Below are 21,979 nucleotides of genomic sequence, written 5' to 3'. Positions count from 1 at the left end.
ACCGCCCTCGCGTCACCGGGTCAGTTCTGGTCGATGTCGCCGGAACCGGAAACCGACTGCTGCAGATTGGCCGGCCGGCGGGTCAGATCGACGTCGCCCGAGCCCGAGATATCGATCCTGGCGGCTCCGGTCGGGCCGATCCGGACATCGCCCGAGCCGGAGGTGTCGACGCTGGCGTCGGTGGCGCGGAGCGCCGACAGGTCCGAATCGCCGGAGCCGTTGACGTCGATCGTCGCCGTCTGCGTCTCGCCTTCCGCGACCACGTCGCCCGATCCCGAGATGTTCAGGTCGAACGTCGGCTGGTCATAGTCCCGGATCGACAGGTCGGCCGAGCCTTCGAGGTCGAAGGATTTCACCGACGGGGCGGTGATCACGACCCGGAGCCGGTCATGGTTGCTCCAGCCGAAGACCACGTGTTCGGAGCGGTCATCGCCTTCGGACCAGGTCAGCCGGCCGTCGATCAGGTTGACCTGGTCGACCATCGACTTCCGGCCGGTGACCACGACCGAGGGCGTGTCGCCCTGGATGTAGGTCACGTCGCCCGGGATCTCGATCGTCAGCTTGTCGCCGCCGGTCCAGGCCAGGTTGCGGGTCACCGACGGACCGACGTCGCCGCGCTGGAATGTGATCGTTTCGGAACTGTCCACGTCATGGAAGGTCCACTCCCAGCCGTGGCGGGCCAGATCGTTCCCGCCGATGGCGGCGGCGCCGGAAAGGGTGGCGATGCAGAGCACCAGACTGGCGCCCGTGATGATGAGAAGCGTGCGGATCATGTCTTGTCCTCCCTCAGAACTTGCCGTCGGCCGGGGATTGTTCCCCCAGCGCGGGCTTCAGCAGGCGATAGTGCAGGCGCGCGTACCAGACGGTGGCGTTGACCAGCAGGATGGTGGCGATGGCGGTCAGGGCGCCGAGCGCCGTGGCTCCGGCCATCAGGCCGATGCCCCCGAGGATCGCCGTGGCGACGCCGCCCGGGAAGCCCGCGAAGGGACCGGCGATCATCACCGCCCCGCCGCCGATGAACAGGCCGACGGCGGCCATGAAGAAGCCGAACAGGACGCCGACCACGCTCATGAAGATGGGCAGCAGGATCAGGAGGTCGATCGCGCCCAGACCCAGGACCGCGAAGACGGCCCCGGCGGCGGCCGACGGGTTCTTTTCCTGATGCCAGCGCTGGGCGCCGGCCTCGGCGCGCAGTTCGCGGGCCAGGCGGTCGGGATCGCCCAGGGCGGCCGCGACCTCGGCTTCCGAGCGTCCGGCGGCGGCGCCGTCCTCGAAATGGGTCTCATAGTCCGAGGCGATGTCGGCGGCGGCGGACGTCGGCATGCCGACCAGTCCCCGGCGCAACCGGCCCATGAATTCGGCGCGGGTCATTGTTCAGCTCCCTTGTCGGCATTTTTCGCGGCCGGCGCGGCGATGGGCGCCGCGCCGTCGAGAACGGATTCGACCGCGCGGGCGAAGGCGCGCCACTCGGCCGTCTGGGCTTCGAGCGCGGCGCGGCCGGCGTCGGTCAGGCGATAGTATTTGCGCGACGGCCCGGACGCCGATTCGACCAGATAGGTCTCGACCTGTCCGTCGGACTGCATCCGCCGCATCAGCGGGTAGATCGTCCCCTCGCCCATGTCGATCGCGTCCGACAGGGTCGAGGCGATCTCATAGGCGTAGCTGTCATGCCGGTTCAGAAGCGCCAGCACGCATAGCGTCAGCACTCCCTTCTTCAGCTGTATCTCGATGGTTTCGGGCACGTGGCGTCCTCCTTTGATGCCCAAGACGTATCGCAAGGTATCTGGTGACGCAAGGTAGCTGTCATAACATGACGGAGATTTAATCCGTGGGCCGATGGCCGCAGCCGCGCGCAATCTCTTGCTGATCGCTTGGCAAGCGTCGGACGGGGCGATATGGACCGCCCGAAGAACCGCTGCGGGCGTCATGTCCGGGCGCCTGCTTGCGATTCTCTCGCAAGCGTTTGCGACGAAACGGTAATATGAGGATGTCTCGCATGGGGATGGGCACGCGGGCCCGGGCGTCGATCGGCGGTGGTTTCACCGCCCTGTGCCTGGCCGTATTCTCCGCCACGCCCGTCTGGGCGAAGGAACTGGTGGGCCAGCCGACGGACGGCGCGCTCGGGCTGCAGCCGGCGGCCTCGCCGCTGAAGGTCGAGGCGCATTTCTTCCACGACATCATCCTGATGCCGGTCATCACATTCATCACCCTGCTGGTGCTGGGCCTGATCCTGTGGATCGTCGTCCGCTACAACAAGAAGGCCAACCCGGTTCCGGCCAAGTGGAGCCACAACACCCTGATCGAGGTGATCTGGACGGTTCTGCCGGTCCTGATCCTGGTGTTCATCTCGCTGTTCTCGTTCCGTCTGCTGTTCGCCTATCACGACATGCCGACGCCGGACCTGACCATCAAGGCGACCGGCAACCAGTGGAACTGGGCCTATGAGTATCCGGACCAGGGCATCGCCGAATACGTCTCCAACATGCTGCCGGAAGACGAGCTGGCCCAGCGCGGCATGCCGCACAGCCTGTACCGCCTGGCCGCCGACGAACCGATCGTCGTGCCGGTCGGCAAGACCGTCCGCGTGCTGGTCACCGCCGCCGACGTCATCCACGCCTTCGCCCTGCCGGCCTTCGGCCTGAAGACCGACGCCGTCCCGGGCCGCGTCAACGAGACCTGGTTCCGCGCCGACCGCGTCGGCACCTTCTACGGCCAGTGCTCGGAACTGTGCGGCGTCGACCACGCCTTCATGCCGATCCAGATCAACGTCGTCACCCAGGCCGAGTTCGAAGCCTGGGTCGCCTCCAAGGGCGGCTCGATGACGCCGAAGACGCCGGAACAGGCTCCGGGCGGCACCGCCGCCCAGGTCGCCGCCGGCACGACGGGGGCCCCGACGGTCTCCGAAGGCGCCGTCGCCGCCCCGACTTCCATCCCGACGGTCGGCGCAGCCGCCACCGCCCCTGCCCAACCCGCTGCCCCCGCCCCGGCTCCCGCCGCGGCGCCGGCGGCCCAGTAACGATCCGCGAGAGCCCCCAGATCATGGCCACCGCAGCCGAAAACCTCGCCTATGACCACGACGGTCATGACGACCACGACCACAAGCCGGGCTTCTTCACCCGCTGGTTCCTGTCGACCAATCACAAGGACATCGGCACGCTGTACCTGCTGTTCGCCATCATGGCGGGCCTGGTGGGCGGCATCCTGTCCGGCTTCATCCGCCTCGAGCTGGCCGAACCGGGCATCCAGTATTTCGTCCAGGGCGGCCTGATCGACAAGCTGGGCCTCGTCGAGGCCTCGCACCACGGCTACAACGTCACCGTCACCGCCCACGCCCTGATCATGATCTTCTTCATGGTCATGCCGGCGATGATCGGCGGCTTCGGCAACTGGTTCGTTCCGATCATGATCGGCGCGCCGGACATGGCCTTCCCGCGCATGAACAACGTCTCGTTCTGGCTGCTGGTCGCGGCCTGGGTGCTGCTGTGCCTGTCGATGTTCGTCGACGGCGGACCGGGCAAGGGCTTCGGCGGCGGCTGGACCATCTATCCGCCGCTCTCGACCACGGGCCACACCGGCCCGGCCATGGATCTGGCGATCTTCTCGCTGCACGTCGCCGGCGCCAGCTCGATCCTCGGCGCGATCAACTTCATCACCACCATCTTCAACATGCGCGCCCCGGGGATGACCCTGCACCGGATGCCGCTGTTCGCCTGGTCGGTGCTGATCACGGCCTTCCTGCTGCTGCTGTCGCTGCCCGTCCTGGCCGGCGCCATCACCATGCTGCTGGCGGACCGCAACTTCGGCACCAGCTTCTTCGACCCGGCCGGCGGCGGCGACCCCGTCATGTTCCAGCACCTGTTCTGGTTCTTCGGCCACCCCGAGGTCTACATCCTGATCCTGCCGGGCTTCGGCATCATCAGCCACATCGTCTCGACCTTCTCGAAGAAGCCCATCTTCGGCTACCTCGCCATGGCCTACGCCATGGTCGCCATCGGCTTCGTCGGCTTCATCGTGTGGGCCCACCACATGTTCACGGTCGGCATGAGCGTGAACCTGCGCGCCTACTTCATCGCCGCGACCATGATCATCGCGGTGCCGACAGGGGTGAAGATCTTCAGCTGGATCGCCACCATGTGGGGCGGCTCCATCAGCTTCAAGACGCCCATGCTGTGGGCGATCGGCTTCATCTTCCTGTTCACCGTCGGCGGCGTGACCGGCGTGGTCCTGGCCAACGCCGGCATCGATTACAGCCTGCACGACACCTATTACGTCGTGGCCCACTTCCACTATGTGCTGTCGCTGGGCGCCGTCTTCGCCATCTTCGGCGGCTTCTACTACTGGTACGAAAAAATGTTCGGGGTGAAGTACAACGAGTTCCTCGGCTGTGCGCACTTCTGGATCATGTTCGTGGGCGTGAACCTGGTGTTCTTCCCGCAGCACTTCCTCGGTCTGCAGGGGATGCCGCGCCGGTATGTCGACTATTCAGACGGCTATGCCTTGTGGAACAAGGTCTCGTCGTTCGGCTATGCGATCACGGCCATCGGCGTGCTGGTCTTCCTGATCATGCTGGCCGAGTCCGCCATTCGCCGCCGCAAGGGCGTCGCCAACCCGTGGGGCGAAGGCGCCACGACGCTGGAGTGGACCCTGTCCTCGCCGCCGCCGCATCACCAGTTCAACGAACTGCCGGTGGTCAAGAGCGACGAGCACTAGGACCGGCCATACCGGGACTGACACACGGGGGCCGCTCTTTCAGTCGAAAGGGCGGCCTTCCGGGTTTTTGAAAGAGCCATGACCGAAGCCACCCCACAGACCGTGATCTCGACGGCCCAGCCGGAGGACTTCTTCCAGCTGCTGAAGCCGCGCGTGATGTCGCTGGTGGTCTTCACCGCCCTGACCGGGCTGGTGGTCGCCGGCGGCGACATCGACTGGATCTCCGGCGCCATCGCCATCCTGTGCATCGCCGTCGGCGCCGGCGCGGCCGGGGCGCTGAACATGGCGCTGGAGGGCGAGACCGACGCCCTGATGCGGCGCACCCGCGGGCGGCCGGTCGCGGCGGGCCGGGTCAACAAGAACGACGCCATGACCTTCGGCGTCATCCTGTCGATCTTTTCGGTCATGCTGCTGGGCATGACGACCAACTGGCTGGCGGGCGGCCTGCTGCTGCTGACCATCGTCTACTACGCCGCCTTCTACACCCTGCTGCTGAAGCGGCGGACGCCCCAGAACATCGTCATCGGCGGCGCCGCCGGGGCCTTCCCGCCGGTCATCGGCTGGGCTGCGGCGACGGGGCAGGCCCCGTGGCAGGCGTGGCTGCTGTTCCTGATCATCTTCCTGTGGACCCCGCCGCACAGCTGGGCCCTGGCCCTGTATTCGGCCGGCGACTACGCCCGCGCGGGTATTCCGATGATGCCGGTGGCGCGGGGCGCGAGAAGCACCCGGCTGCAGATCCTGCTCTACACCCTGGTCTTCGTCCCCGTGGCCATCGCGCCCGGTCTGACGGGGATGGGCGGCCTGCTGTACCTCGCCGTGTCGGTGGTGGGCGGCCTCGGCTTCCTGTTCCTGGCCGTGCGCCTGTATCGCAGCCGCGCCGGCGACCAGCCCGACAAGGCCGAGGCCGTGGGGCGAGAGGCCGCATTGTATGATGTCCGCGCGGAGGCCAAACCGGCGCGGAACCTGTTCGCCTTCTCCATCCTGTATCTGATGGCCCTGTTCGCGGCCCTGCTGGTCGAGAGCGTCGCCGCCATCCCTGGACTGTAACGACCATGACCCGCCTGACCCCGGAACAGCTGCAAGCCCGCAAGAAGCGCAACCTGGCCATCGCCGGGGCGCTGGTCGCCTTCATCGTGCTGGTGTTCGGCGTGACGGTGCTGAACCTGAAGCGCAATCTGGACGCCCGCGCCGACGCGATCGCCGAGGGCCGGCCGGTGGGCTACGCCGGATGAAGCTGTCGCGGAACGCCATCGCCATCGCCTGCGTCCTGGCCGTCATGGGCATGACCGGCGCCGCCTTCGCGGCGGTGCCCCTGTACCGGATGTTCTGTCAGGTCACGGGCTTCGACGGCACGGTCCGCAAGGCCGAAACCGCCCCGGACCGAATTCTGGATGAGACAGTCCTGATTCGCTTCGACACCAATGTCCGCGACCTGCCGATGACCTTCCGCGCCGAACAGGTCAGCCAGCGGGTGCGAATCGGCGAGACCGGCATGGCCTATTTCGACGTGACCAACACCTCGGACCAGCCGATCCACGCCACGGCGGCCTACAACGTCGTGCCGGAACGGGCGGGTCCCTATTTCCAGAAGCTGCAGTGTTTCTGCTTCGAGGGGCAGACGATCCAGCCCGGGCAGACGCTGAAATTCCCCGTCCAGTATTTCGTCGCGCCCGAGATGGCGACCGATCGCGAGAGCCGCGGCGTGCGCGAGATCACCCTCAGCTACACCTTCTATCCGACCAAGGCGGCGGACCTGGCGACCAACGCCGGCCAAGCCTCTGGCGCAGCCGGATAGCGGACGCTATAGCCTGCCCCCTACGTATCTCGACCGCTTGAAGAGACCCTGATGGCCGACGCCCACGCCGCACCGCATCACGACTACCACCTGGTGAACCCCAGCCCTTGGCCGCTGGTCGCCTCGATCGCCGTCACGACCATGATGGTCGGCGCGGTGGTCTGGATGAAGGGCCTGGTCGGCGAGGACGCCGGCGCCGTCGCCGGCGCCCTGCTGGCCAAGGGCGACAAGGCCCTGTTCTTCGCCGGTTTCGCCGGCGTGCTGGTGTCGATGTTCGGCTGGTGGGCCGACGTGATCAAGGAGAGCAAGGCGGGCGACCACACGCCGGTCGTCTCCATCGGCCTGCGCTACGGCATGATGCTGTTCATCGCCTCCGAGGTGATGTTCTTCGCGGCCTTCTTCTGGATGTTCTTCGAAATGGCGGTCTTCAACGAAGCCCGCGCCCACATTCCGGAAGTCGCCAACTGGGCCGATACGGCCAAGGCGTGGTCGACCTGGCCGCCCAAGGGCGTCGAGACGCTGGACGCCTGGCAGCTGCCCCTGCTGAACACCGTCATCCTGCTGCTGTCGGGCACGACCGTCACCTGGGCGCACCATGCCCTGCAGGTCGGCGACCGCAGCGCCGCCAAGACGGGGCTGCTGATCACCGTCGCCCTTGGCATCCTGTTCACCGCGGTGCAGGCCTATGAGTACAACCACATCATCCACGAGAACCTGTTCTTCAACGAGGAGGCGGCGAACTCCGGCCTCTACGGTTCGATCTTCTTCATGGCGACGGGCTTCCACGGCTTCCACGTCCTGATCGGCACCATCTTCCTGCTGGTCTGCCTTCTGCGCCTCTACGCCGGCCAGATGAGCCCGGCCAAGCATTTCGGCTTCGAGGCCGCCGCCTGGTACTGGCATTTCGTGGACGTGGTCTGGCTGTTCCTCTTCGCCTTCGTCTACGTCACCTTCGGGTGAACCAAGGCCCCACAGGGCTTGATCTTCAACCGGCGCGGATCGACCCGATCCGCGCCGGTCTGCTTTGCCGCTGTCCCCATTGCGGGAAGGGGCGTTTGTTCGCGGGCTTCCTGAAGGTGGTCGAACGTTGCGAGGCCTGCGGCTTCGATTTCACGCGTCTGAACACGGGCGACGGGGCGGCTGTCTTCATCATGCAGATCGCCGGCGGGATCGTGGTGTTCTCGGCCCTGTTCATCCAGGTCGCGTACAATCCCCCCATCTGGGCCATGCTGGCGGCAGCCCTGCCGCTGGTGGCCGGCCTGTCGCTGGGCCTGATGCGGCCGGGCAAGGGGGTGATGATCGCCCTGCAGATGCGCAACAAGGCGGGACAGGCGCGCAATGACGACTGAGGCGACCCGTAACCGCTTCCCCTGGGGCCTGACGATCGTCTGCGCGCTGGCGGTCGTCCTGCTGGCCTCGCTGGGCGTCTGGCAGGTGCAACGGATGCAGTGGAAGAACGGACTGATCGCCGAGGCCGAGGCGGCGGCGACGCATCCGCCGGTTCCCCTGCCTTCCGGCGAGCGGACCGACCTGCCGGAGTTCCAGAAGGTCATCCTCGATTGCGACTTTCAGGCCAACCAACGGGTTGAACTGCAGACCATCCACGACGGCGTCCCAAGCGTCCGCCTGATCGCCGAGTGTAGCGGTCGTCTGGTCGACCTCGGCTTCATGTCGGAGGAGATCAGCGCGCGTCCGCCTTTCACCCAGTATCGAGCGCCTCGCCTCCCGGGCAGCTATCCGAAGATCATCGCCGAAGTCAGAAACACGCCGGCCCCGAACAGTTTCGCCCTTCCGCCCGAAAATGGGCGGTTCTTCGCCCGTGACAATCGCGCGATCGCGGCGGTCCTCGGCGTCCCGCCGGAACGGGCCTCCCAGACCCTCTACGCGGTGACGTCAGCCTTTCCCGGTTTCGGGGCCCTTCAGCCCTCGGCCCCGCCCGCCGCCTTTTCGAACAACCACCTCGGCTACGCCCTGACGTGGTTCGGACTGGCGCTGGCGGTGCTCGGTTTCTATATCGCGCTGCTGCGTAGAAAGCCGAGATCCTGACCGCCACCCTCCACACCCTGTCCAACGGCGTCCGCGTCGTCTGCGATCCCATGCCCGGCCTGCGCACCCTGGCCCTGACGGTCGCCGTGCGCGGCGGGGCGAAATGGGAGACCGAGGCGACCTCGGGCTGGTCCCATTGTCTCGAACACCTGGTCTTCAAGGGCGCGGGCGACATGGGCGCACGCGAGATCGTCGAGCGGATCGAGGCCGAGGGCGGGTCGCTGAACGCCTCCACGGGCTATGAGCGAACCAGTTTCGAGGTGCGGGCGCTGGACGGCTCGCTGCCCTTGGCCATGCAGGTGGTGTCGGATCTGGTGTTTCGCCCAACGCTCGATCCCGACGAGATCGAACGCGAGAAGGACGTGGTCGCCCAGGAGATCGCCGAGGCCTTCGACACGCCCGACGACCACGTCTTCGAAATGGCCCAGACCCAAGCCTATGCCCGCCAGCCGCTGGGCCGGCCGATTCTCGGCTCGGTGAAAAGCCTGAAGCCGATCACGCGGGCGTCGATCAGCGACTGGCGGGCCCGGCTGTACTCGCCCGATCGGATGGTGGTCGCCGTGTCCGGCGCCGTGGACGAGGCCGAGCTGCTGGCCCTGGCCGAGCGCTGGTTCGGCTCCGAGACCGGCGCGCCCGCGCAGGAACCGCAGACGCCGCATTTCACCGGCGGCGGCGCCGCCCTGTCGCGGCGGATCGAACAGGCCAACATCGTCTTCCAGCTGCCGGCGCCCGCCGCCGGAGATCCGGCCTATGCGGCCGCGCGGCTGATGACCGAAATCCTGGGCGGCGGCATGGCCTCGCGCCTGTTCCAGAGCGCCCGCGAGGAGCGGGGGCTGGCCTACGCCATCGACGCCTACCACGAACCCTATGAGGACACGGGCATCCTCGGCATCTACGCCGGAGCCGCCGCCGAACGGGCGGTCGAACTGGCCGGGGTCTGCGCCGCCGAGCTCAAGGCCCTCGCCGGGACCGGACCGACGGCGGCGGAGCTGTCGCGGGCCAAGGCGGTGATGAACGCCGGGCTGTGGATGTCGGACGAAAGCCCGGCGGCCCGCGCCGGCCGGGCGGCGGCCCAGGTGCTGATGTTCGGCGCGCCGATCTCCTCGGAAACCATGGCCGAGCGAATGCTGGCGCCGACCGCCGAGGACGTGCGCGCCGCCGCGGCGATGTCGCTGGGGGCCGGAAAGGCCGCGACCGCGGTGCTGGGGCCGAAGGCGGCCGCGCCGGCCGGTGCCGCCTTCCGCGAGGCTCTTTTCGGCTGAGCGCCGGCCCGCTAGTCTGACCTCATGGCCCTGCTGGACTGGATCAACGAGGCGACCGGTCCGGTCGTGAAGGGGGGCGGAGTCACCCTGAGAGCCCCGCGCGCCGGGGATCACGACGCCTGGGCCGCCCTGCGTCAGGCCAGCCACGCCTATCTGCAACCGTGGGAGCCCAGCTGGCCCGAGGACGACCTGACCCGGGCCGCCTACAAGCGTCGGCTGTCCATCTACGCCCGCGAAATGGAGGCCGGCAACGCCTGGCCCTTCTTCATCTTCGCCGACGCCGACCAGGCGCTCGTCGGGGCCATCACCCTGTCCAACGTGCGCCGCGGCGTGGCCGAGACGGGGACGCTGGGCTACTGGATCGGCCAGCCCTTCGCGGGCCGGGGACACGCCACGGCGGCGGTGCGGGCCATGGTCGCCTACGCCTTCGACGATCTGAACCTGCACCGGGTCGATGCGGCCTGCGTGCCCGGCAACCTCGCCTCGCGTCGCGTTCTGGAAAAGGCCGGCTTCGTCCTCGAGGGCGAAGCCCGGGCTTATCTCAAAATTAACGGCGCATGGGCAGATCATCTCCTGTTCGGCGTCGTGAATGACGGAGCCGCGCGCGGCGGCTGACCAGGGGTGATCCCTGGGGCTCTCCATCAGGACCGGTAAGCGTTTGAACACTCGCTCCAGAAGTCTGGCCTGGGACGCGACGACCGCCATCGAGGCGCTGGCGGCGGCCGACACTGCCCTATGGATATGGACGCCCGCCGACGACCAGATGCGATTCACCGGGGCCACCCGCGCCCTGGGCCTGGGGCCGCTGGCGCCGGAGTGTTCGGGCGCCGCCTTCACCGCCGTGGCGACCCCGCAGGACCGCTCCCTGGCCGAAAAGATCCTCAAACCGCAGGAGGAGGGGACCGAGGTCGCCATCCGGCTGCGCATGCGCGACGCCGAAACCTGCATCTGGCGCGGCGTCTGGCTGGAAGACGGGCTGCGCGCCGCCGGGGTGGTGGCCCTGGAGGCCAAATTCGCCGCCTCGCATCGCGATCACCTGACCGGCTTGCTGGACCGCCGCACCTTCCTGGCCCGCGCCGGCGAACTGCTGACCCAGCCCGGCGACTATGAGCTCGTTGTGGCCGACGTGGACCGCCTGCGCCGCCTGAACGAAGCCCTGGGCCACGCCCGGGCCGATCTTGTGCTGTCGGCCCTCGGCTCGCGCCTGAACGCCGCCTTCGCCCATGACGCCAACGCGGCCCGCATCGGCGAGGACGAGTTCGCGGTCCTGGCGCCGAGAGGATCGGGCGCCGTGGCCGAACGGGTGCGGGAGGCGCTTGAACAACCCCTGAGAATCGCCGGTTTCGACATCTATCCGACCGTGTCGATCGGCTCGGCGGCGGCCGAGGGCGGGCCGGACGCGCCCGATCCGGCCGAACTGCTGCGCCGGGTCGAACTGGCCGTCGAACAGGCCAAGCTGGCGGGCCGCGGCGGGGCCGCCGCCTATGGCCGGGCGCTGGAAAGCGACAGCCTGTCCCGTCTGGCGCTCGAGGCCGACCTGAGGAACGCCTTCGTCCGCGGCGAGATCGAGCCCTTCTACCAGCCGATCGTCAATCTGCTGACGGGGGCGGTGGCCGGGTTCGAGGCCCTGGCCCGCTGGCGCCATCCGAAGCGCGGGCTGGTGCCGCCCGACGAATTCCTCGGCCTGGCCGACGAGATGGGCCTGATGAACGAGCTGGGGCTGCTGATGATGACCTCGGCGTCGCGACAGCTGGCCGAATGGCTGGCGCGCCACCCGGCGGCGGGCAAGCTGTTCTGCAGTGTGAACCTGTCGGTCGGCGAGATCGAGCGGCCGGATCTGGTCGACGACGTCACCCGCATCATCACCGAGGCCGGCCTGCCCAAGGGCGCGCTGAAGCTGGAGGTGACCGAGGGCGACATCATGCGCGACACCTCGCGCGCGGCCGAGACCCTGACCCGGCTGCGCGAAGCGGGCGCGTCGCTGGCGCTCGACGATTTCGGCACCGGCTTCTCGTCCCTGACCTGGCTGGCCAAGCTGCCGTTCGATACGCTGAAGATCGACCGCTACTTCGTCCTGACCATGGACAAGGACGAGGGCTCGGCCAAGATCGTCAAGTCGGTGGTCAATCTCGGCCGCGACCTCGGTCTCGACGTCGTCGCCGAGGGGGTCGAGAACGCCGGCCTCGCCAAGCTGCTGCTCGACGCCCAGTGCCACTACGGCCAGGGCTTCGGCTACGCCCCGGCCCTGCCGGCCCAGGAGGCCGAGGTGTATCTGAACGAATCGCTGGCCGACGGCACGGCGCCGATCAAGGCCCGGTCGGCCTAGGCCCGGCCGATCTGTCCCGACAATCGCGCCGGATCCACGCCCAGACCGGCCAGCACCCGGCCCCATTTGCTCTCGTGGTCGGGGTCGAAGATGAGTTCGGGATCGGCGTCGGCGGTCAGCCAGACATTCTCGCCCAGTTCCTCCTCCAGCTGCCCTTCGTCCCAGCCGGCGTAGCCGAGCAGCAGCACGGAGCGATGCGGACCCGTCGCCGGATCGACCATGGCCAGCAGGGCCTCGCGGGTGCCGGTCATGGCGAAGCCCGCGCCGAAGGCCAGGGAGGCGTCGTCGACCAGCCAGTCGTCGGTATGCAGCACGAAGCCCCGCTCGCGCTCCACCGGCCCGCCGATCAGCACGGCGCGGCTGTCGGCGTCGTCGGGCGCGGCGGTGTCGAGTTTGGTCAGCACCTTCTTCAGGTTCACGCCGGGCGCGGGGCGGTCCAGCCTCAGGCCCATGGCGTGGTCCGGCCGGTGGGCGCAGATCAGGATGACCGCGTGCTCGAACCGGGGGTCGCTGATGCCGGGCATGGCCACCAGAAGCCGGCCGGCCAGGGATTGGAATTCGTCCATGACCCTATCATTGGTGCGGATGGCGGCGTCTGCAAGGCGTGACCGGTTGGCGGGAGCGGCGGCAACGCCTATCTGATCGGCACGTTTGGTCCTCACACCCCCTCCCGGAGCCTGCCCATGACCGTCCAGATCGGCGACCGCATCCCCTCGTCCAACCTCACCCGCGCCACCGACGACGGCCCCAAACCCGTCACCACCGACGACATCTTCGCCGGCAGGACCGTGGCCCTGTTCGCCGTCCCCGGGGCCTTCACCCCGACCTGTTCGGCGAAGCATCTGCCGGGCTTCAAGGACCTCCGCCAGGACCTTGTCGCCAAGGGCGTGGACACGATCGCCTGCGTTTCGGTCAACGACGCCTTCGTCATGGGCGCCTGGGCCGACAGCCAGGGCATCGGCAAGGACGACATCGTCATGCTGGGCGACGGCAACGGCGACTTCACCCGCCAGCTGGGCCTGTCGATGGACGCCAAGGGCTTCGGCATGGGCGAGCGCTCGCAGCGCTATTCCATGCTGGTCAGGGACGGCGTCGTCGAGCAGCTGAACATCGAACAGCCGGGCGAGTTCAAGGTCTCGTCGGCGGAGCATCTGCTGGCGCAGCTCTAGAGGCGCGACCGCTCGCGACGCGGCGCGAGAGGTCTGGATCGTGACCACAGACGTCTTCACCCCGGAACAGCGCAGCGCCGTCATGCGCCGCGTGAAGGGCCGCGACACCGCGCCTGAACTGGCCGTGCGCCGCATCTTGCGCGCGGCGGGCATCGGCTACCGGCTGGGCGGCGCGGGCCTGCCGGGCCGGCCCGATCTGGTGATGAAGGGGCGGCGTGTCGCCGTGTTCGTGCACGGCTGTTTCTGGCACGGCCATGACTGCCCGAGAGGCGGCCGACAGCCCAAGGCCAACGCCGCCTACTGGATCGCGAAGATCGACCGCAACCGGAGGCGCGACGAGGCCAGCCGGGCGGCGCTGACGGCCGACGGCTGGCGCGTGGTCACGGTCTGGGAATGCGCGATGAAGGCCGACGGTTTCGCCGATCGGCTGGCGACCGAAGTGCGGGGTCAGGCGGCTACGGTCTGCGCCTCGTCGACGTCTTCCCCCTGAGCCATGGTCATCACATGGGTGATGGCCTCCAGCAGCATCGGCGGGGTGATCGGCTTGGGCACGAAATAGGTCATGCCCGCCGCCGTGCAGGCGGCGATGTCCTCGGCCGCCGTGTCGGCCGTGACGGCGATGATCGGCACGCCGACGTTGGGGCCGTCGCCGGCGCGGATGCGGCGGGTGGTCTCGCGGCCGTCCAGTTCCGGCATCCGCACGTCCATGAAGATCAGGTCGAAGGCGGTGTGCTCGCAAATCCTGAGCGCCGCCATGCCGTCGGCGGCGGTGGCGATGTCGCAGCCCAGCGGCTGCAGGATCAGCTGGATGGCGCGGCGGTTGATGTCGTGGTCGTCGACCACCAGCACCCGCATGGGCCGGCCCTCGTCGTCCTCCTCCTGCCCGGGCTCCGCGGCGGCGGCGAGCGACGCGGGGGCCGGGGGCGCCTCGTACAGGGGCTGGGGCGCGGCGATCTGTTCGGCGGCGGCCGAGCGGCTGCCCGACAGGGAACGGGCGACGGCGTCGCGGCTCTGCTGGTCCAGGGCCGGCGTGCCGGCCGGGACGGCCTCGCCCGGCTGGAGGTGCAGGGACAGGGTGAAGCGGGAGCCGACGCCGGGCTGGCTGCGGGCGGTCAGGCGTCCGTCCATCAACTGGACCAGCTGGCGGCTGATGGCCAGGCCCAGGCCGGTTCCGCCATGGACGGCGCTGACCCCGGCGATGGTCTGGTCGAAGGGCGTGAACAGACGCCCGACCTGTTCGGGGGTCATGCCGGGACCGGTGTCGGCGATCTCGATCAGCACCGCGTGGCCGCCCGGCTCGTCCGGCCAGGCCTGCAGGCGCAGGGTGATCGATCCGGTGTCGGTGAACTTCATCGCATTGGAGATCAGATTGTTCAGGACCTGACGCAGGCGCATCGGATCGCCGCGCACGGCCGCGGGGACGAAGGCGGCGCCCTCGACCCGCAATTTGAGTCCCTTGGCGCGGGCCGGCCCGCGCCAGAGGCGGACGGTCTGGTTCAGCAGGTCGCGCAGATCGAAGTCGACCTGGTCCACCGTCATGTGTCCGGCGTCCAGCTTGGCGTGATCCAGAAGATCGTCCAGCAGGGCCTTCATCATGAAGCCGGCGTCCGTGATCAGATGGGCCTGTGACCGCGCGGAGGCGTCGGTCGCGCCGCGCTCCAGTTCGGCCGCACCGGTCAGGATGGCGCTGATGGGGGTGCGAAGATCGTGGCCGATGGCGGCCAGGAAGGCGCTGCGGCCCTCCATGATGCGTTCGGCGTCCGATCGCTTCTGGTCGGCCTCGATCCGCGCCGCGCTTTCCGCCAGGCGCGCCTCGTTCATGCGCTGCCAGGTCGACAGGCAGTAGGTGATGAAGACGCCCACGGCGATGGCCGCTGCGGTCACGAAGCCCGTTGACGCGCCATAGATCGCCATGAAGACCGGCGTCGCCGACAGATAGAGAAACTGGAACGAAGCGGTCAGCAGCATGACGGACTTCGACCGGGGAGCGTTGATCACCGAATAAATGGCGCCGGCGGACAACAGCAGGGCGGCGCAGATGCCGCCCATCGGGCCGCCCGCGAGCCACAACGGAACCGACAGGCTGCCGAAATAGCCGGCGTTGACGGTCAGTATGAGCCACCCGGCGATCCCGCGCAGGCCTTGCAGACGGTTTGTCCGGCCGCTGTTGATCGGGCCGAAAATCCACAGATCGAGAGCCTGGATGATGAAATAGCCGACGACCCAGCCGACGCTCAACGGCCAGCCGAGCAGCGGGCTGAAGATCAGGGCGCTGGCCGCGGACATGCCGAGCCGCTGCAGCAACGCCTTGCGCCGCTGACGGATCGCCATCGCCCAGTCGTCCGCCGGTGCGGGATTTGAGGCCTGCGTATCGACTTTGGCGATCGCCATGCGGTTCCCCGAACAAGGCGGTTTCGCCCGTGCGCGCACTATGCCCGCGTTGCCCTAACGCTCCGTCAACGGGCCGCTGAAACGGCCTCGGACACCGTCGAAAATCCGTCGGCGCGCAGGCGGGCGGCGAGGTCCCGTTTGATCCGCGCGACGAGCCCCGGGCCGTCGTATATCAGGGCCGAATAGAGCTGGACGGCCGAAGCGCCGGCGCGGATCCGGGCGTAGGCCTCGGCCCCGGAATCGATCCCGCCGACCGCGATCAGGGGCAGGCGTCCGGCCGACGCCGTCGCCGCGGCGCGCAGCGCCTTCATGGCGCGGGCCTTCAGGGGCGCGCCGGACAGGCCGCCCGCTTCGCCGCGGTCCGGCGAGCGCAGGCTGTCGGGCCGATCCAGGGTGGTGTTGGCGACGATCAGGCCGTCGATGCCGTGGTCCAGGCTGGCCTCGACGATCAGGGCGATCTCGTCAGGCGTCAGGTCGGGCGCGATCTTGAGGAAAACCGGCGTCGGATCGCCGGCCCGGGCCTCGTTCAATCGGCCCAGCAGGTCGTCCAGCGCCGCCCGGCCCTGGAGAGCGCGCAGTCCCGGCGTGTTGGGCGAGGAGACGTTGACCGTGACATAGTCGCTGAGGCCGCGCAGGCGCCTCAGACCCGTGACATAGTCGGCCGCCTTGTCGTCCGTGTCCTTGTTGGCCCCGAGATTGGCGCCGACGACCACCGTGCGCGGGCGATTCGCCAGGCGGGCGGCAAAGGCCTCGAGGCCCGCGTTGTTGAACCCCATCCGGTTGATGATGGCGCGGTCTTCCGAGAGGCGGAACAGGCGCGGCTTCGGGTTGCCGGCCTGTGGCCGCGGGGTGACCGAGCCGCACTCCACGAAACCGAAGCCGAGGCGCGCCAGCCCTCGCAGGGCCTCGCCGTTCTTGTCCAGACCGGCCGCGAGGCCGACCGGGTTCAGCAGTTCGAGCCCCGCCAGACGGGTCTTCAGAATGGGGTCGTCGGCGGGCGGCGCCGGCAGGGGCGCGATCTGAAGGGCGCGGATCGCCAGACCGTGCGCGACCTCGGGATCCAGCCGTCGCAGCAGGGCGGCGCCGAGGTCGCTCAGGGCCATCCGACAGCTCCGTCGTCGAAACGCATGACGCCATGGTCGTCGACCGACAGGCCGCGCTCGTCCGTCGCGGCGGCGACCGGAAGCGGGGCGTGAAGATGGGGAAACAGGGCCCCGCCGCGCGACGCCTCCCACCTCAGATCGTCGCCAACAGCCCGCAGGTCCACGGCGACCAGCATCAGGTCGGTCCGACCCGCATAGTGTCGGCGCGCCGTCTCGGGCAGTTGTTCTGCGCTCGACAGATGGATGTAGCCGTCCGCCCGATCGACGGCCGAACCGGCGTAGCTCCCGGCCTCGCGCGCGGCCGTCCACTCGGCCCTGTCGACCAGCTTGTAGGCGACGCCGCTCACAGGCCGCCCAGGTCGCGGGGCTGCAGGAAGCCCTCGAAGGCGCAACGGCCGGCGACATCCACGGTGAAGATGGCGGCGGAGCCCGGCGGAAACCCGCCGCTCATGCGGTCCAGAACCGACGGCGACGCCGCGCTTTCGACCAGATATTCGACGGCCAGCAGATGAACGCCGGGATTGTGCGCCACCACCATCAGGCAGCCGGCCTCGTCCTCGGCGGCCTCGACCAGAAGGCGCAGGGCGTGGGCGCCGCCATTATACTGCGCCTCGTCCTCGCGCACCTGGACGTCGCCGAAGGCGTCGTGCAGCAGATCCCAGGTCTGGCGGGTGCGCAGCGCGGGCGACACCAGCGCCAGATCGGGCCTCATGCCCCGCGCGGCCAGGGCCCGGCCCATGGCGGCGGCGTCCTGCCGGCCCCGCACGGACAGGGCGCGGTCGCGGTCCCGACCGGAGCTGGCGGCCCGTTCGGCCTCGGCGTGTCGCATCAGGATCAGTCGCTGCATGGCCCGCCTTTAAGGGCGTTTGGCCGTTCCCGCCAGATCATCGCCGGTCCCCGACCGGTTCGCAGGCCGGGGCTGGAGGGCGGGCGTCCTCACCGGCGCGGTCGCCACCGCCCCTCCGGGCCGGATACGGGCGTATTCCCGACGCGTCGCCTCCAGCAGGATGACTCCCGCCGCGCCCGGCATGATGCGCTTGCCGACCTGTTCAAAGCCGTCGGCCAGCGGCAGCAGCGGCCCCCAGGGCGGCACATACAGCGTCTGCGACCAGGCGGTCGGTTCGAGACCGGCTGCCCGGACCAGCCGCTCCAGCTGGCCGCGGGTGAAGGGTCGCCCATGTCCGAACGGCGTGGTCTCGGCCCGCGCCCAGAGGCCGCCCCGCGCGGCTGCGACCAGGATGATCCGCCCTGCCGGCGACAGGGCGCGCACGGCCTCGGCCATCAGGGCCTGGGCGTCGTCGGCTTCCTCAAGGGCGTGGACGACCAGGATGCGGTCAAACGATCCGGCGGCGAAGGGCAGACGGCGGTCGTCGACCAGCAGCGTCCGGTTCTTGCCCACCGATGGCCACAGCTCGACTCCCTGACCGCCCGGCATGGCCGCGACCACCCGGCGGGCCCCGACGAAGGCGTCCAGCCACGGGGTGGCGTAACCCAGACCCAGGACGTCGCTGTTGGCCGCCTCGCCCCAGGCGTCCTCCAGACGCCGGGCCAGCAGACGGCGCGCCAGGGCGCCGGCCGGCTCGCCGTAGAAGATGCGAAGGTCCTCGATGCTGCGCCGCATGGAGCCAGCATAGGCCGGGTCGGGGCGGGCTGCTAGGATAGGCGCATGACCCTCGACGTGCGCCTCTTTCCCTGCCTGAACGACAACTACGGCCTGCTGGTCCGCGACGCAGCCACCGGCGCGGTCGCGACGATCGACACGCCGGACGCCGCCGTCATTCTGGAGGCGCTGGAGCGATCGGGCTGGGGGCGGCTGGACCTGATCCTGAACACCCACTGGCACCCCGACCACACCCAGGGCAACGCCCGGCTCAAGGCCGAAACCGGCTGCGAGATCGTCGGGCCCGAAGAGGTGCGCAAGGCCGCGCCGATCGACCGCATCGTCGCCGGCGGCGACACGGTGAGGCTGGGCCAGACCGTGCTGGAGGTGACCGACGCGCCGGGCCACACCCTCGGCCATATCGTCTATCGCTCGGCCGCGGACGCCCAGGCCTTCGTCGGCGACGTGCTGTTCAACCTCGGCTGCGGCCGGCTGTTCGAAGGGACGCCGGAGCAGATGCACGCCAGCCTGCAGGCCCTCGCTGCCTGGCCGGACGAGACCGTGGTCTGGTGCGCCCATGAATACACCGCCGCCAACGCCCGCTTCGCCCTGAGCCTCGACGATCGGCCGGAAATGATCGCGCGGGCGGGGGAAATCTTCGCGATGCGGGAACGGGGCGAGGCGACGGTTCCGACCACGATCGGTCTGGAGAAGGCGTTCAATCCCTTCATGCGCGCGACCCATGCCGCCGAATTCGCCGCCCGCCGGGCGGCGAAGGATGTCTTCACCGGCTAGACGCGCCTAGCGCCGGGGCGGCGGCGCGGGGGTCAGGAAGGCGTCGATCACCCGCGCCGAAGAGGGCCGGCCCGCCACGCCCTGGACGGGCGCCACCACGATGCGGAGATCGCCCCTGGCATAGGTCACCGAGGCGCGGGGACCATCGACGATGGTGATGCTGCGCAGCCGGTCCAGCGACGACCGCGCCGACGGCGAGCGGGCGATGCGCAGGGCCGCGTCGGTCGACAGGATGAGGGCTTCGACGGTCAGGCTTTCGGCGGCGCCGTCGGTGTCGACATTGATCTCGATCAGCCGCCCCAGGGCCTGGCTCAGCATGGCGCTGCGCCGGGTCATCAGCTGAAACATCTGGGCCGGGCCGAGGGTCGGCGGCGACAGGCTGGCGGCCGGGCCGGACAGCGAGGCCGGCGATCCGCCGGGCGCACGCGGCGTATAGACGGTCATGCCGCCGCCGGGCGTGACCCGCAGCAACTGGTCGCCCGCGTCGTTGCGATAGATGACGTCGCCGCGCGGGGCGGCGGTCGGGCGCAGCACCCAGGTCTCGTCGCGCCGGTCGAAGCGCAGCAGGGGCCGCTGGCCCGAACGGTCGAGGATGAAGGCTTCACCGGATTCCGCGACATAGCGGCCCGTGGGCGGCAGGGTCCGCGAGGTCCCCCCGCTGTTGCGGAGGGACTGGCTCTGCTCGGCCTGGGCGTTGCCGCGGATCTGGGCCTGGGCTTCGGAGGCCGTGGACGCAAAGGACAACGCCGCCGTCGCGAGGGCGATCGCCATCGCGGCCGGAAGCGGCGTTCGCGCCGTTCTGGACCCTGCCGTCAACTCCATGACGGAAGTGGTGAAGCGCCGGCGCGGCGGATTTTGGGCAGGCCCCGATCAGCCGACCAGATACTGACCCCCGTTCAGCGACAGGGTGCAGCCTGTGACATATCCGGCACGTTCGCCCGACAGCCATGACACCATATCGGCGATTTCCTCGCCTTTTCCGAGCCTTCCGACCGGGATCTGGGCGATGATTCCGGCCAGGACCTTCTCGTCCATGGCTCCGACCATCTCGGTGTCGATATAGCCGGGGGCGATGCAGTTCACCGTCACGCCCTTGCGCGCATTCTCCAGCGCCAGGGCCTTGGTGAAGCCGATCATGCCGGCCTTGGCGGCTGAATAGTTGGTCTGGCCGATCTGGCCCTTCTGCCCGTTGATCGAGCTGATGTTGACGATGCGCCCGAAACCCCGGTCGCGCATGCCGTTTATGACCTGGCGCGTCATGTTGAAGACGCTGTCCATGTTGACCCGGATCACGTCGGACCACTGGTCGGCGCTCATCTTGTGGAAGAAGCCGTCGCGGGTGATGCCGGCGTTGTTCACGAGCACGTCGATCGGCCCGAGCTGGTCCTCGATCTCCTTCACAGCGCGGGCGCAGTCGTCGAACGAGCCGACGTTGCCCTTGACGATGGTGACGCCCAGTTCCTTCGCCGTCGCCTCGGCCGCCTCGACATTGCCGGAATAGCCGGCGGCGACGGACATGCCGTCTTCCTTCAGCCGCTGGACGATCGCCTTGCCGATGCCGCGGGTCCCACCCGTGACCAGAGCCACTCGTGCCATGTGCGTTTCCTTGTCCCTGATGGCGCCGTCTGACGCGGCGCCTGTTCAGGAACAGGTGTAGCGGGGGAAGGTTCGAGGGTCGACCCTTCCCCCTCGTCTCAGATCCGCGCCATGTCCAGCACGAAGCGATAACGCACGTCGGACTTCTGCAGTCGCGCATAGGCCTCGTTGATCTGGTCCGGGGCGATCACCTCGATGTCGCAGGCCAGGCCGTGTTCGGCGCAGAAGTCGAGCATCTCCTGGGTCTCGCGGATGCCGCCGATCAGCGAGCCGGCCACCGAGCGCCGCCGCCACAACAGGCCCATGGCGTAGACCGGCAGGCCCTCGGTGGTCAGGCCCAGCATGACCATGGTCCCGTCCCTGGCCAGCAGCTGCACATGGCTGGCGATCTCGTGCGTGGCCGAGACGGTGTTGATGATCAGGTCGAAGCGCTCGCCCGCCGCCTTCATCGCCGCCTTGTCCGAGTTGATGAGGAAATGCTTCGCCCCCATCCGCTCCGCGTCGGCCTTCTTGCGGTCCGAGGTCGACAGCACGGTGACCTCGGCCCCCATGGCCGCCGCCTGTTTGACCGCCATGTGGCCGAGACCGCCGAGGCCGATCACGGCGACCTTCGAGCCCGGCCCGACCTTCCAGTGCCTCAGCGGCGAATAGGTGGTGATCCCGGCGCACAGCAGCGGCGCGGCGGCCTCCAGCGGGATGCTGTCGGGGATGGTCACGACATAGTTCTGGTCGACCACGATGGCGGTGGCGTAGCCGCCCTGGGTGATGGTCTGGCCGACGGCGGCGCCCTTGGGGTCGGGCGAGCCATAGGTCTGGGTCATGCCGGGGACGCAGTACTGCTCCTCGCCCTCGAGGCAGGGTTTGCACTGGCGGCAGCTGTCGACCATGCAGCCGACGCCGACCCGGTCGCCGACCTTGAAGCGGGCGACGTTGCCGCCCACCGCCGTCACCACGCCGGCGATCTCGTGGCCCGGCACGATCGGATAGGTGGTGTTGCCCAGGTCGTTCTTCACCACGTGCAGGTCCGAGTGGCAGACGCCGCAGAATTTGATCTCGATGGCGACGTCGTCCGGGCCCGGATCGCGCCGGTCGAAGCTGAAGGGCGACAGCGGGGCGTCGCTGGAGGTGGCGGCGAAGGCGCGGGTGGCGATGGGCATGGGGAAGGCTCCTGAAAGGCCGGGCTCAA

At 69.0% G+C, this 21,979-nt stretch carries 26 protein-coding genes; 14 read left to right on the top strand and 12 right to left on the bottom strand.

Annotated features, from left to right (window positions below; all coding sequences use genetic code 11):
* Nucleotides 1-20 precede the first annotated feature (20 nt).
* The 3 genes from ASD59_RS09280 to ASD59_RS09270 are packed head-to-tail and all read right to left on the bottom strand — an operon-like array spanning nucleotide 21 to nucleotide 1,742.
* A complete protein-coding gene (locus ASD59_RS09280; RefSeq protein ID WP_055831131.1) occupies nucleotides 21-773 on the bottom strand; it encodes a GIN domain-containing protein in 753 nt (250 codons plus the stop codon).
* 13 nt (nucleotides 774-786) lie between these two features.
* Nucleotides 787-1,371, bottom strand: coding sequence for a DUF1700 domain-containing protein (locus ASD59_RS09275; RefSeq protein WP_055831129.1), 585 nt, complete (start codon nucleotides 1,369-1,371; stop codon nucleotides 787-789).
* Nucleotides 1,368-1,742: a PadR family transcriptional regulator gene (locus ASD59_RS09270; protein WP_055831127.1), complete on the bottom strand. Its 375-nt coding sequence runs from the start codon at nucleotides 1,740-1,742 to the stop codon at nucleotides 1,368-1,370. Before ASD59_RS09270 ends, ASD59_RS09275 begins: the two co-directional genes overlap by 4 nt.
* A gap of 254 nt (nucleotides 1,743-1,996) precedes the next feature.
* Here ASD59_RS09270 and coxB point away from each other — a divergent pair, with 254 nt between their 5' ends.
* The 11 genes from coxB to ASD59_RS09215 all read left to right on the top strand — a co-directional run bounded on the left by coxB (nucleotide 1,997) and on the right by ASD59_RS09215 (nucleotide 12,139).
* Nucleotides 1,997-3,016 (top strand): cytochrome c oxidase subunit II, encoded by a 1,020-nt coding sequence (coxB, locus tag ASD59_RS09265; protein ID WP_055831125.1) that lies wholly within the window; start codon nucleotides 1,997-1,999, stop codon nucleotides 3,014-3,016.
* Between the two features lie 23 nt (nucleotides 3,017-3,039).
* Nucleotides 3,040-4,710, top strand: a complete 1,671-nt coding sequence (ctaD, locus tag ASD59_RS09260; RefSeq protein ID WP_055831123.1) for a cytochrome c oxidase subunit I — start codon at nucleotides 3,040-3,042, stop codon at nucleotides 4,708-4,710.
* A 78-nt stretch (nucleotides 4,711-4,788) separates the two neighbouring features.
* Nucleotides 4,789-5,757, top strand: a complete 969-nt coding sequence (gene cyoE / locus ASD59_RS09255; protein WP_055831121.1) for a heme o synthase — start codon at nucleotides 4,789-4,791, stop codon at nucleotides 5,755-5,757.
* Between the two features lie 5 nt (nucleotides 5,758-5,762).
* Entirely contained in the window at nucleotides 5,763-5,942 is a 180-nt protein-coding gene (locus tag ASD59_RS09250) for a hypothetical protein (RefSeq protein WP_055831119.1), read from the top strand.
* Nucleotides 5,939-6,505, top strand: coding sequence for a cytochrome c oxidase assembly protein (locus ASD59_RS09245; protein ID WP_055831117.1), 567 nt, complete (start codon nucleotides 5,939-5,941; stop codon nucleotides 6,503-6,505). Before ASD59_RS09250 ends, ASD59_RS09245 begins: the two co-directional genes overlap by 4 nt.
* Before the next feature lie 51 nt (nucleotides 6,506-6,556).
* Nucleotides 6,557-7,465: a cytochrome c oxidase subunit 3 gene (locus ASD59_RS09240; protein WP_055831115.1), complete on the top strand. Its 909-nt coding sequence runs from the start codon at nucleotides 6,557-6,559 to the stop codon at nucleotides 7,463-7,465.
* 95 nt (nucleotides 7,466-7,560) lie between these two features.
* Nucleotides 7,561-7,854 carry a DUF983 domain-containing protein gene (locus ASD59_RS09235; RefSeq protein ID WP_327019545.1) on the top strand — a complete coding sequence of 98 codons (294 nt, stop codon included), beginning with the start codon at nucleotides 7,561-7,563 and terminating at the stop codon, nucleotides 7,852-7,854.
* The gene (locus ASD59_RS09230) at nucleotides 7,844-8,551 is read left to right on the top strand and encodes an SURF1 family protein (protein WP_055831110.1); all 708 of its coding nucleotides are present in this window, start codon (nucleotides 7,844-7,846) and stop codon (nucleotides 8,549-8,551) included. Before ASD59_RS09235 ends, ASD59_RS09230 begins: the two co-directional genes overlap by 11 nt.
* Before the next feature lie 50 nt (nucleotides 8,552-8,601).
* Nucleotides 8,602-9,813 (top strand): M16 family metallopeptidase, encoded by a 1,212-nt coding sequence (locus ASD59_RS09225; RefSeq protein WP_156376989.1) that lies wholly within the window; start codon nucleotides 8,602-8,604, stop codon nucleotides 9,811-9,813.
* A gap of 24 nt (nucleotides 9,814-9,837) precedes the next feature.
* A complete protein-coding gene (locus ASD59_RS09220; RefSeq protein ID WP_055831106.1) occupies nucleotides 9,838-10,428 on the top strand; it encodes a GNAT family N-acetyltransferase in 591 nt (196 codons plus the stop codon).
* A 43-nt stretch (nucleotides 10,429-10,471) separates the two neighbouring features.
* On the top strand, nucleotides 10,472-12,139 hold the full coding sequence (locus ASD59_RS09215; RefSeq protein ID WP_055831104.1) for a putative bifunctional diguanylate cyclase/phosphodiesterase: 1,668 nt from the start codon (nucleotides 10,472-10,474) through the stop codon (nucleotides 12,137-12,139).
* On the opposite strand, the gene ASD59_RS09210 is transcribed toward ASD59_RS09215, so the two are convergent.
* Complete coding sequence (locus tag ASD59_RS09210; protein ID WP_055831102.1) at nucleotides 12,136-12,705, bottom strand: YqgE/AlgH family protein; 570 nt, start codon at nucleotides 12,703-12,705, stop codon at nucleotides 12,136-12,138. The two genes, ASD59_RS09215 and ASD59_RS09210, sit on opposite strands and share 4 nt — an antisense overlap.
* Nucleotides 12,706-12,822: 117 nt before the next feature.
* Here ASD59_RS09210 and ASD59_RS09205 point away from each other — a divergent pair, with 117 nt between their 5' ends.
* Nucleotides 12,823-13,308: a peroxiredoxin gene (locus ASD59_RS09205; RefSeq protein WP_055831099.1), complete on the top strand. Its 486-nt coding sequence runs from the start codon at nucleotides 12,823-12,825 to the stop codon at nucleotides 13,306-13,308.
* Between the two features lie 40 nt (nucleotides 13,309-13,348).
* Nucleotides 13,349-13,798: a very short patch repair endonuclease gene (locus ASD59_RS09200; RefSeq protein WP_082560138.1), complete on the top strand. Its 450-nt coding sequence runs from the start codon at nucleotides 13,349-13,351 to the stop codon at nucleotides 13,796-13,798.
* Here the strand turns inward: ASD59_RS09200 and ASD59_RS09195 are convergent.
* The 5 genes from ASD59_RS09195 to ASD59_RS09175 form a co-directional block, all read right to left on the bottom strand.
* Nucleotides 13,756-15,699, bottom strand: a complete 1,944-nt coding sequence (locus tag ASD59_RS09195) for an ATP-binding protein (protein ID WP_055831097.1) — start codon at nucleotides 15,697-15,699, stop codon at nucleotides 13,756-13,758. The two genes, ASD59_RS09200 and ASD59_RS09195, sit on opposite strands and share 43 nt — an antisense overlap.
* Nucleotides 15,700-15,764: 65 nt before the next feature.
* Nucleotides 15,765-16,802: a quinone-dependent dihydroorotate dehydrogenase gene (locus tag ASD59_RS09190; RefSeq protein WP_055831095.1), complete on the bottom strand. Its 1,038-nt coding sequence runs from the start codon at nucleotides 16,800-16,802 to the stop codon at nucleotides 15,765-15,767.
* Nucleotides 16,793-17,149 (bottom strand): DUF952 domain-containing protein, encoded by a 357-nt coding sequence (locus tag ASD59_RS09185; protein WP_055831093.1) that lies wholly within the window; start codon nucleotides 17,147-17,149, stop codon nucleotides 16,793-16,795. The genes ASD59_RS09190 and ASD59_RS09185 overlap by 10 nt, the downstream gene beginning before the upstream one ends.
* Nucleotides 17,146-17,649 carry a SixA phosphatase family protein gene (locus tag ASD59_RS09180; protein ID WP_055831091.1) on the bottom strand — a complete coding sequence of 168 codons (504 nt, stop codon included), beginning with the start codon at nucleotides 17,647-17,649 and terminating at the stop codon, nucleotides 17,146-17,148. The genes ASD59_RS09185 and ASD59_RS09180 overlap by 4 nt, the downstream gene beginning before the upstream one ends.
* A gap of 9 nt (nucleotides 17,650-17,658) precedes the next feature.
* Nucleotides 17,659-18,423 carry a class I SAM-dependent methyltransferase gene (locus ASD59_RS09175; protein ID WP_055831089.1) on the bottom strand — a complete coding sequence of 255 codons (765 nt, stop codon included), beginning with the start codon at nucleotides 18,421-18,423 and terminating at the stop codon, nucleotides 17,659-17,661.
* A 45-nt stretch (nucleotides 18,424-18,468) separates the two neighbouring features.
* Here ASD59_RS09175 and gloB point away from each other — a divergent pair, with 45 nt between their 5' ends.
* Nucleotides 18,469-19,197: a hydroxyacylglutathione hydrolase gene (gloB, locus tag ASD59_RS09170; RefSeq protein ID WP_055831087.1), complete on the top strand. Its 729-nt coding sequence runs from the start codon at nucleotides 18,469-18,471 to the stop codon at nucleotides 19,195-19,197.
* 6 nt (nucleotides 19,198-19,203) lie between these two features.
* Here the strand turns inward: gloB and ASD59_RS09165 are convergent, their stop codons facing one another.
* The 3 genes from ASD59_RS09165 to ASD59_RS09155 form a co-directional block, all read right to left on the bottom strand.
* Complete coding sequence (locus ASD59_RS09165) at nucleotides 19,204-19,968, bottom strand: DUF4908 domain-containing protein (protein WP_055831085.1); 765 nt, start codon at nucleotides 19,966-19,968, stop codon at nucleotides 19,204-19,206.
* A gap of 99 nt (nucleotides 19,969-20,067) precedes the next feature.
* Entirely contained in the window at nucleotides 20,068-20,793 is a 726-nt protein-coding gene (phbB, locus tag ASD59_RS09160; protein ID WP_055831083.1) for an acetoacetyl-CoA reductase, read from the bottom strand.
* Nucleotides 20,794-20,891: 98 nt separating this feature from the next.
* Nucleotides 20,892-21,950, bottom strand: coding sequence for an NAD(P)-dependent alcohol dehydrogenase (locus ASD59_RS09155; RefSeq protein WP_055831080.1), 1,059 nt, complete (start codon nucleotides 21,948-21,950; stop codon nucleotides 20,892-20,894).
* Between the last annotated feature and the right edge of the window lie 29 nt (nucleotides 21,951-21,979).

This window comes from Brevundimonas sp. Root608, from assembly GCF_001427825.1.
Classification (GTDB): domain Bacteria; phylum Pseudomonadota; class Alphaproteobacteria; order Caulobacterales; family Caulobacteraceae; genus Brevundimonas.
Note: the sequence above shows the minus strand (reverse complement) of the source record. Positions and strands in the feature narration are given on the sequence as shown.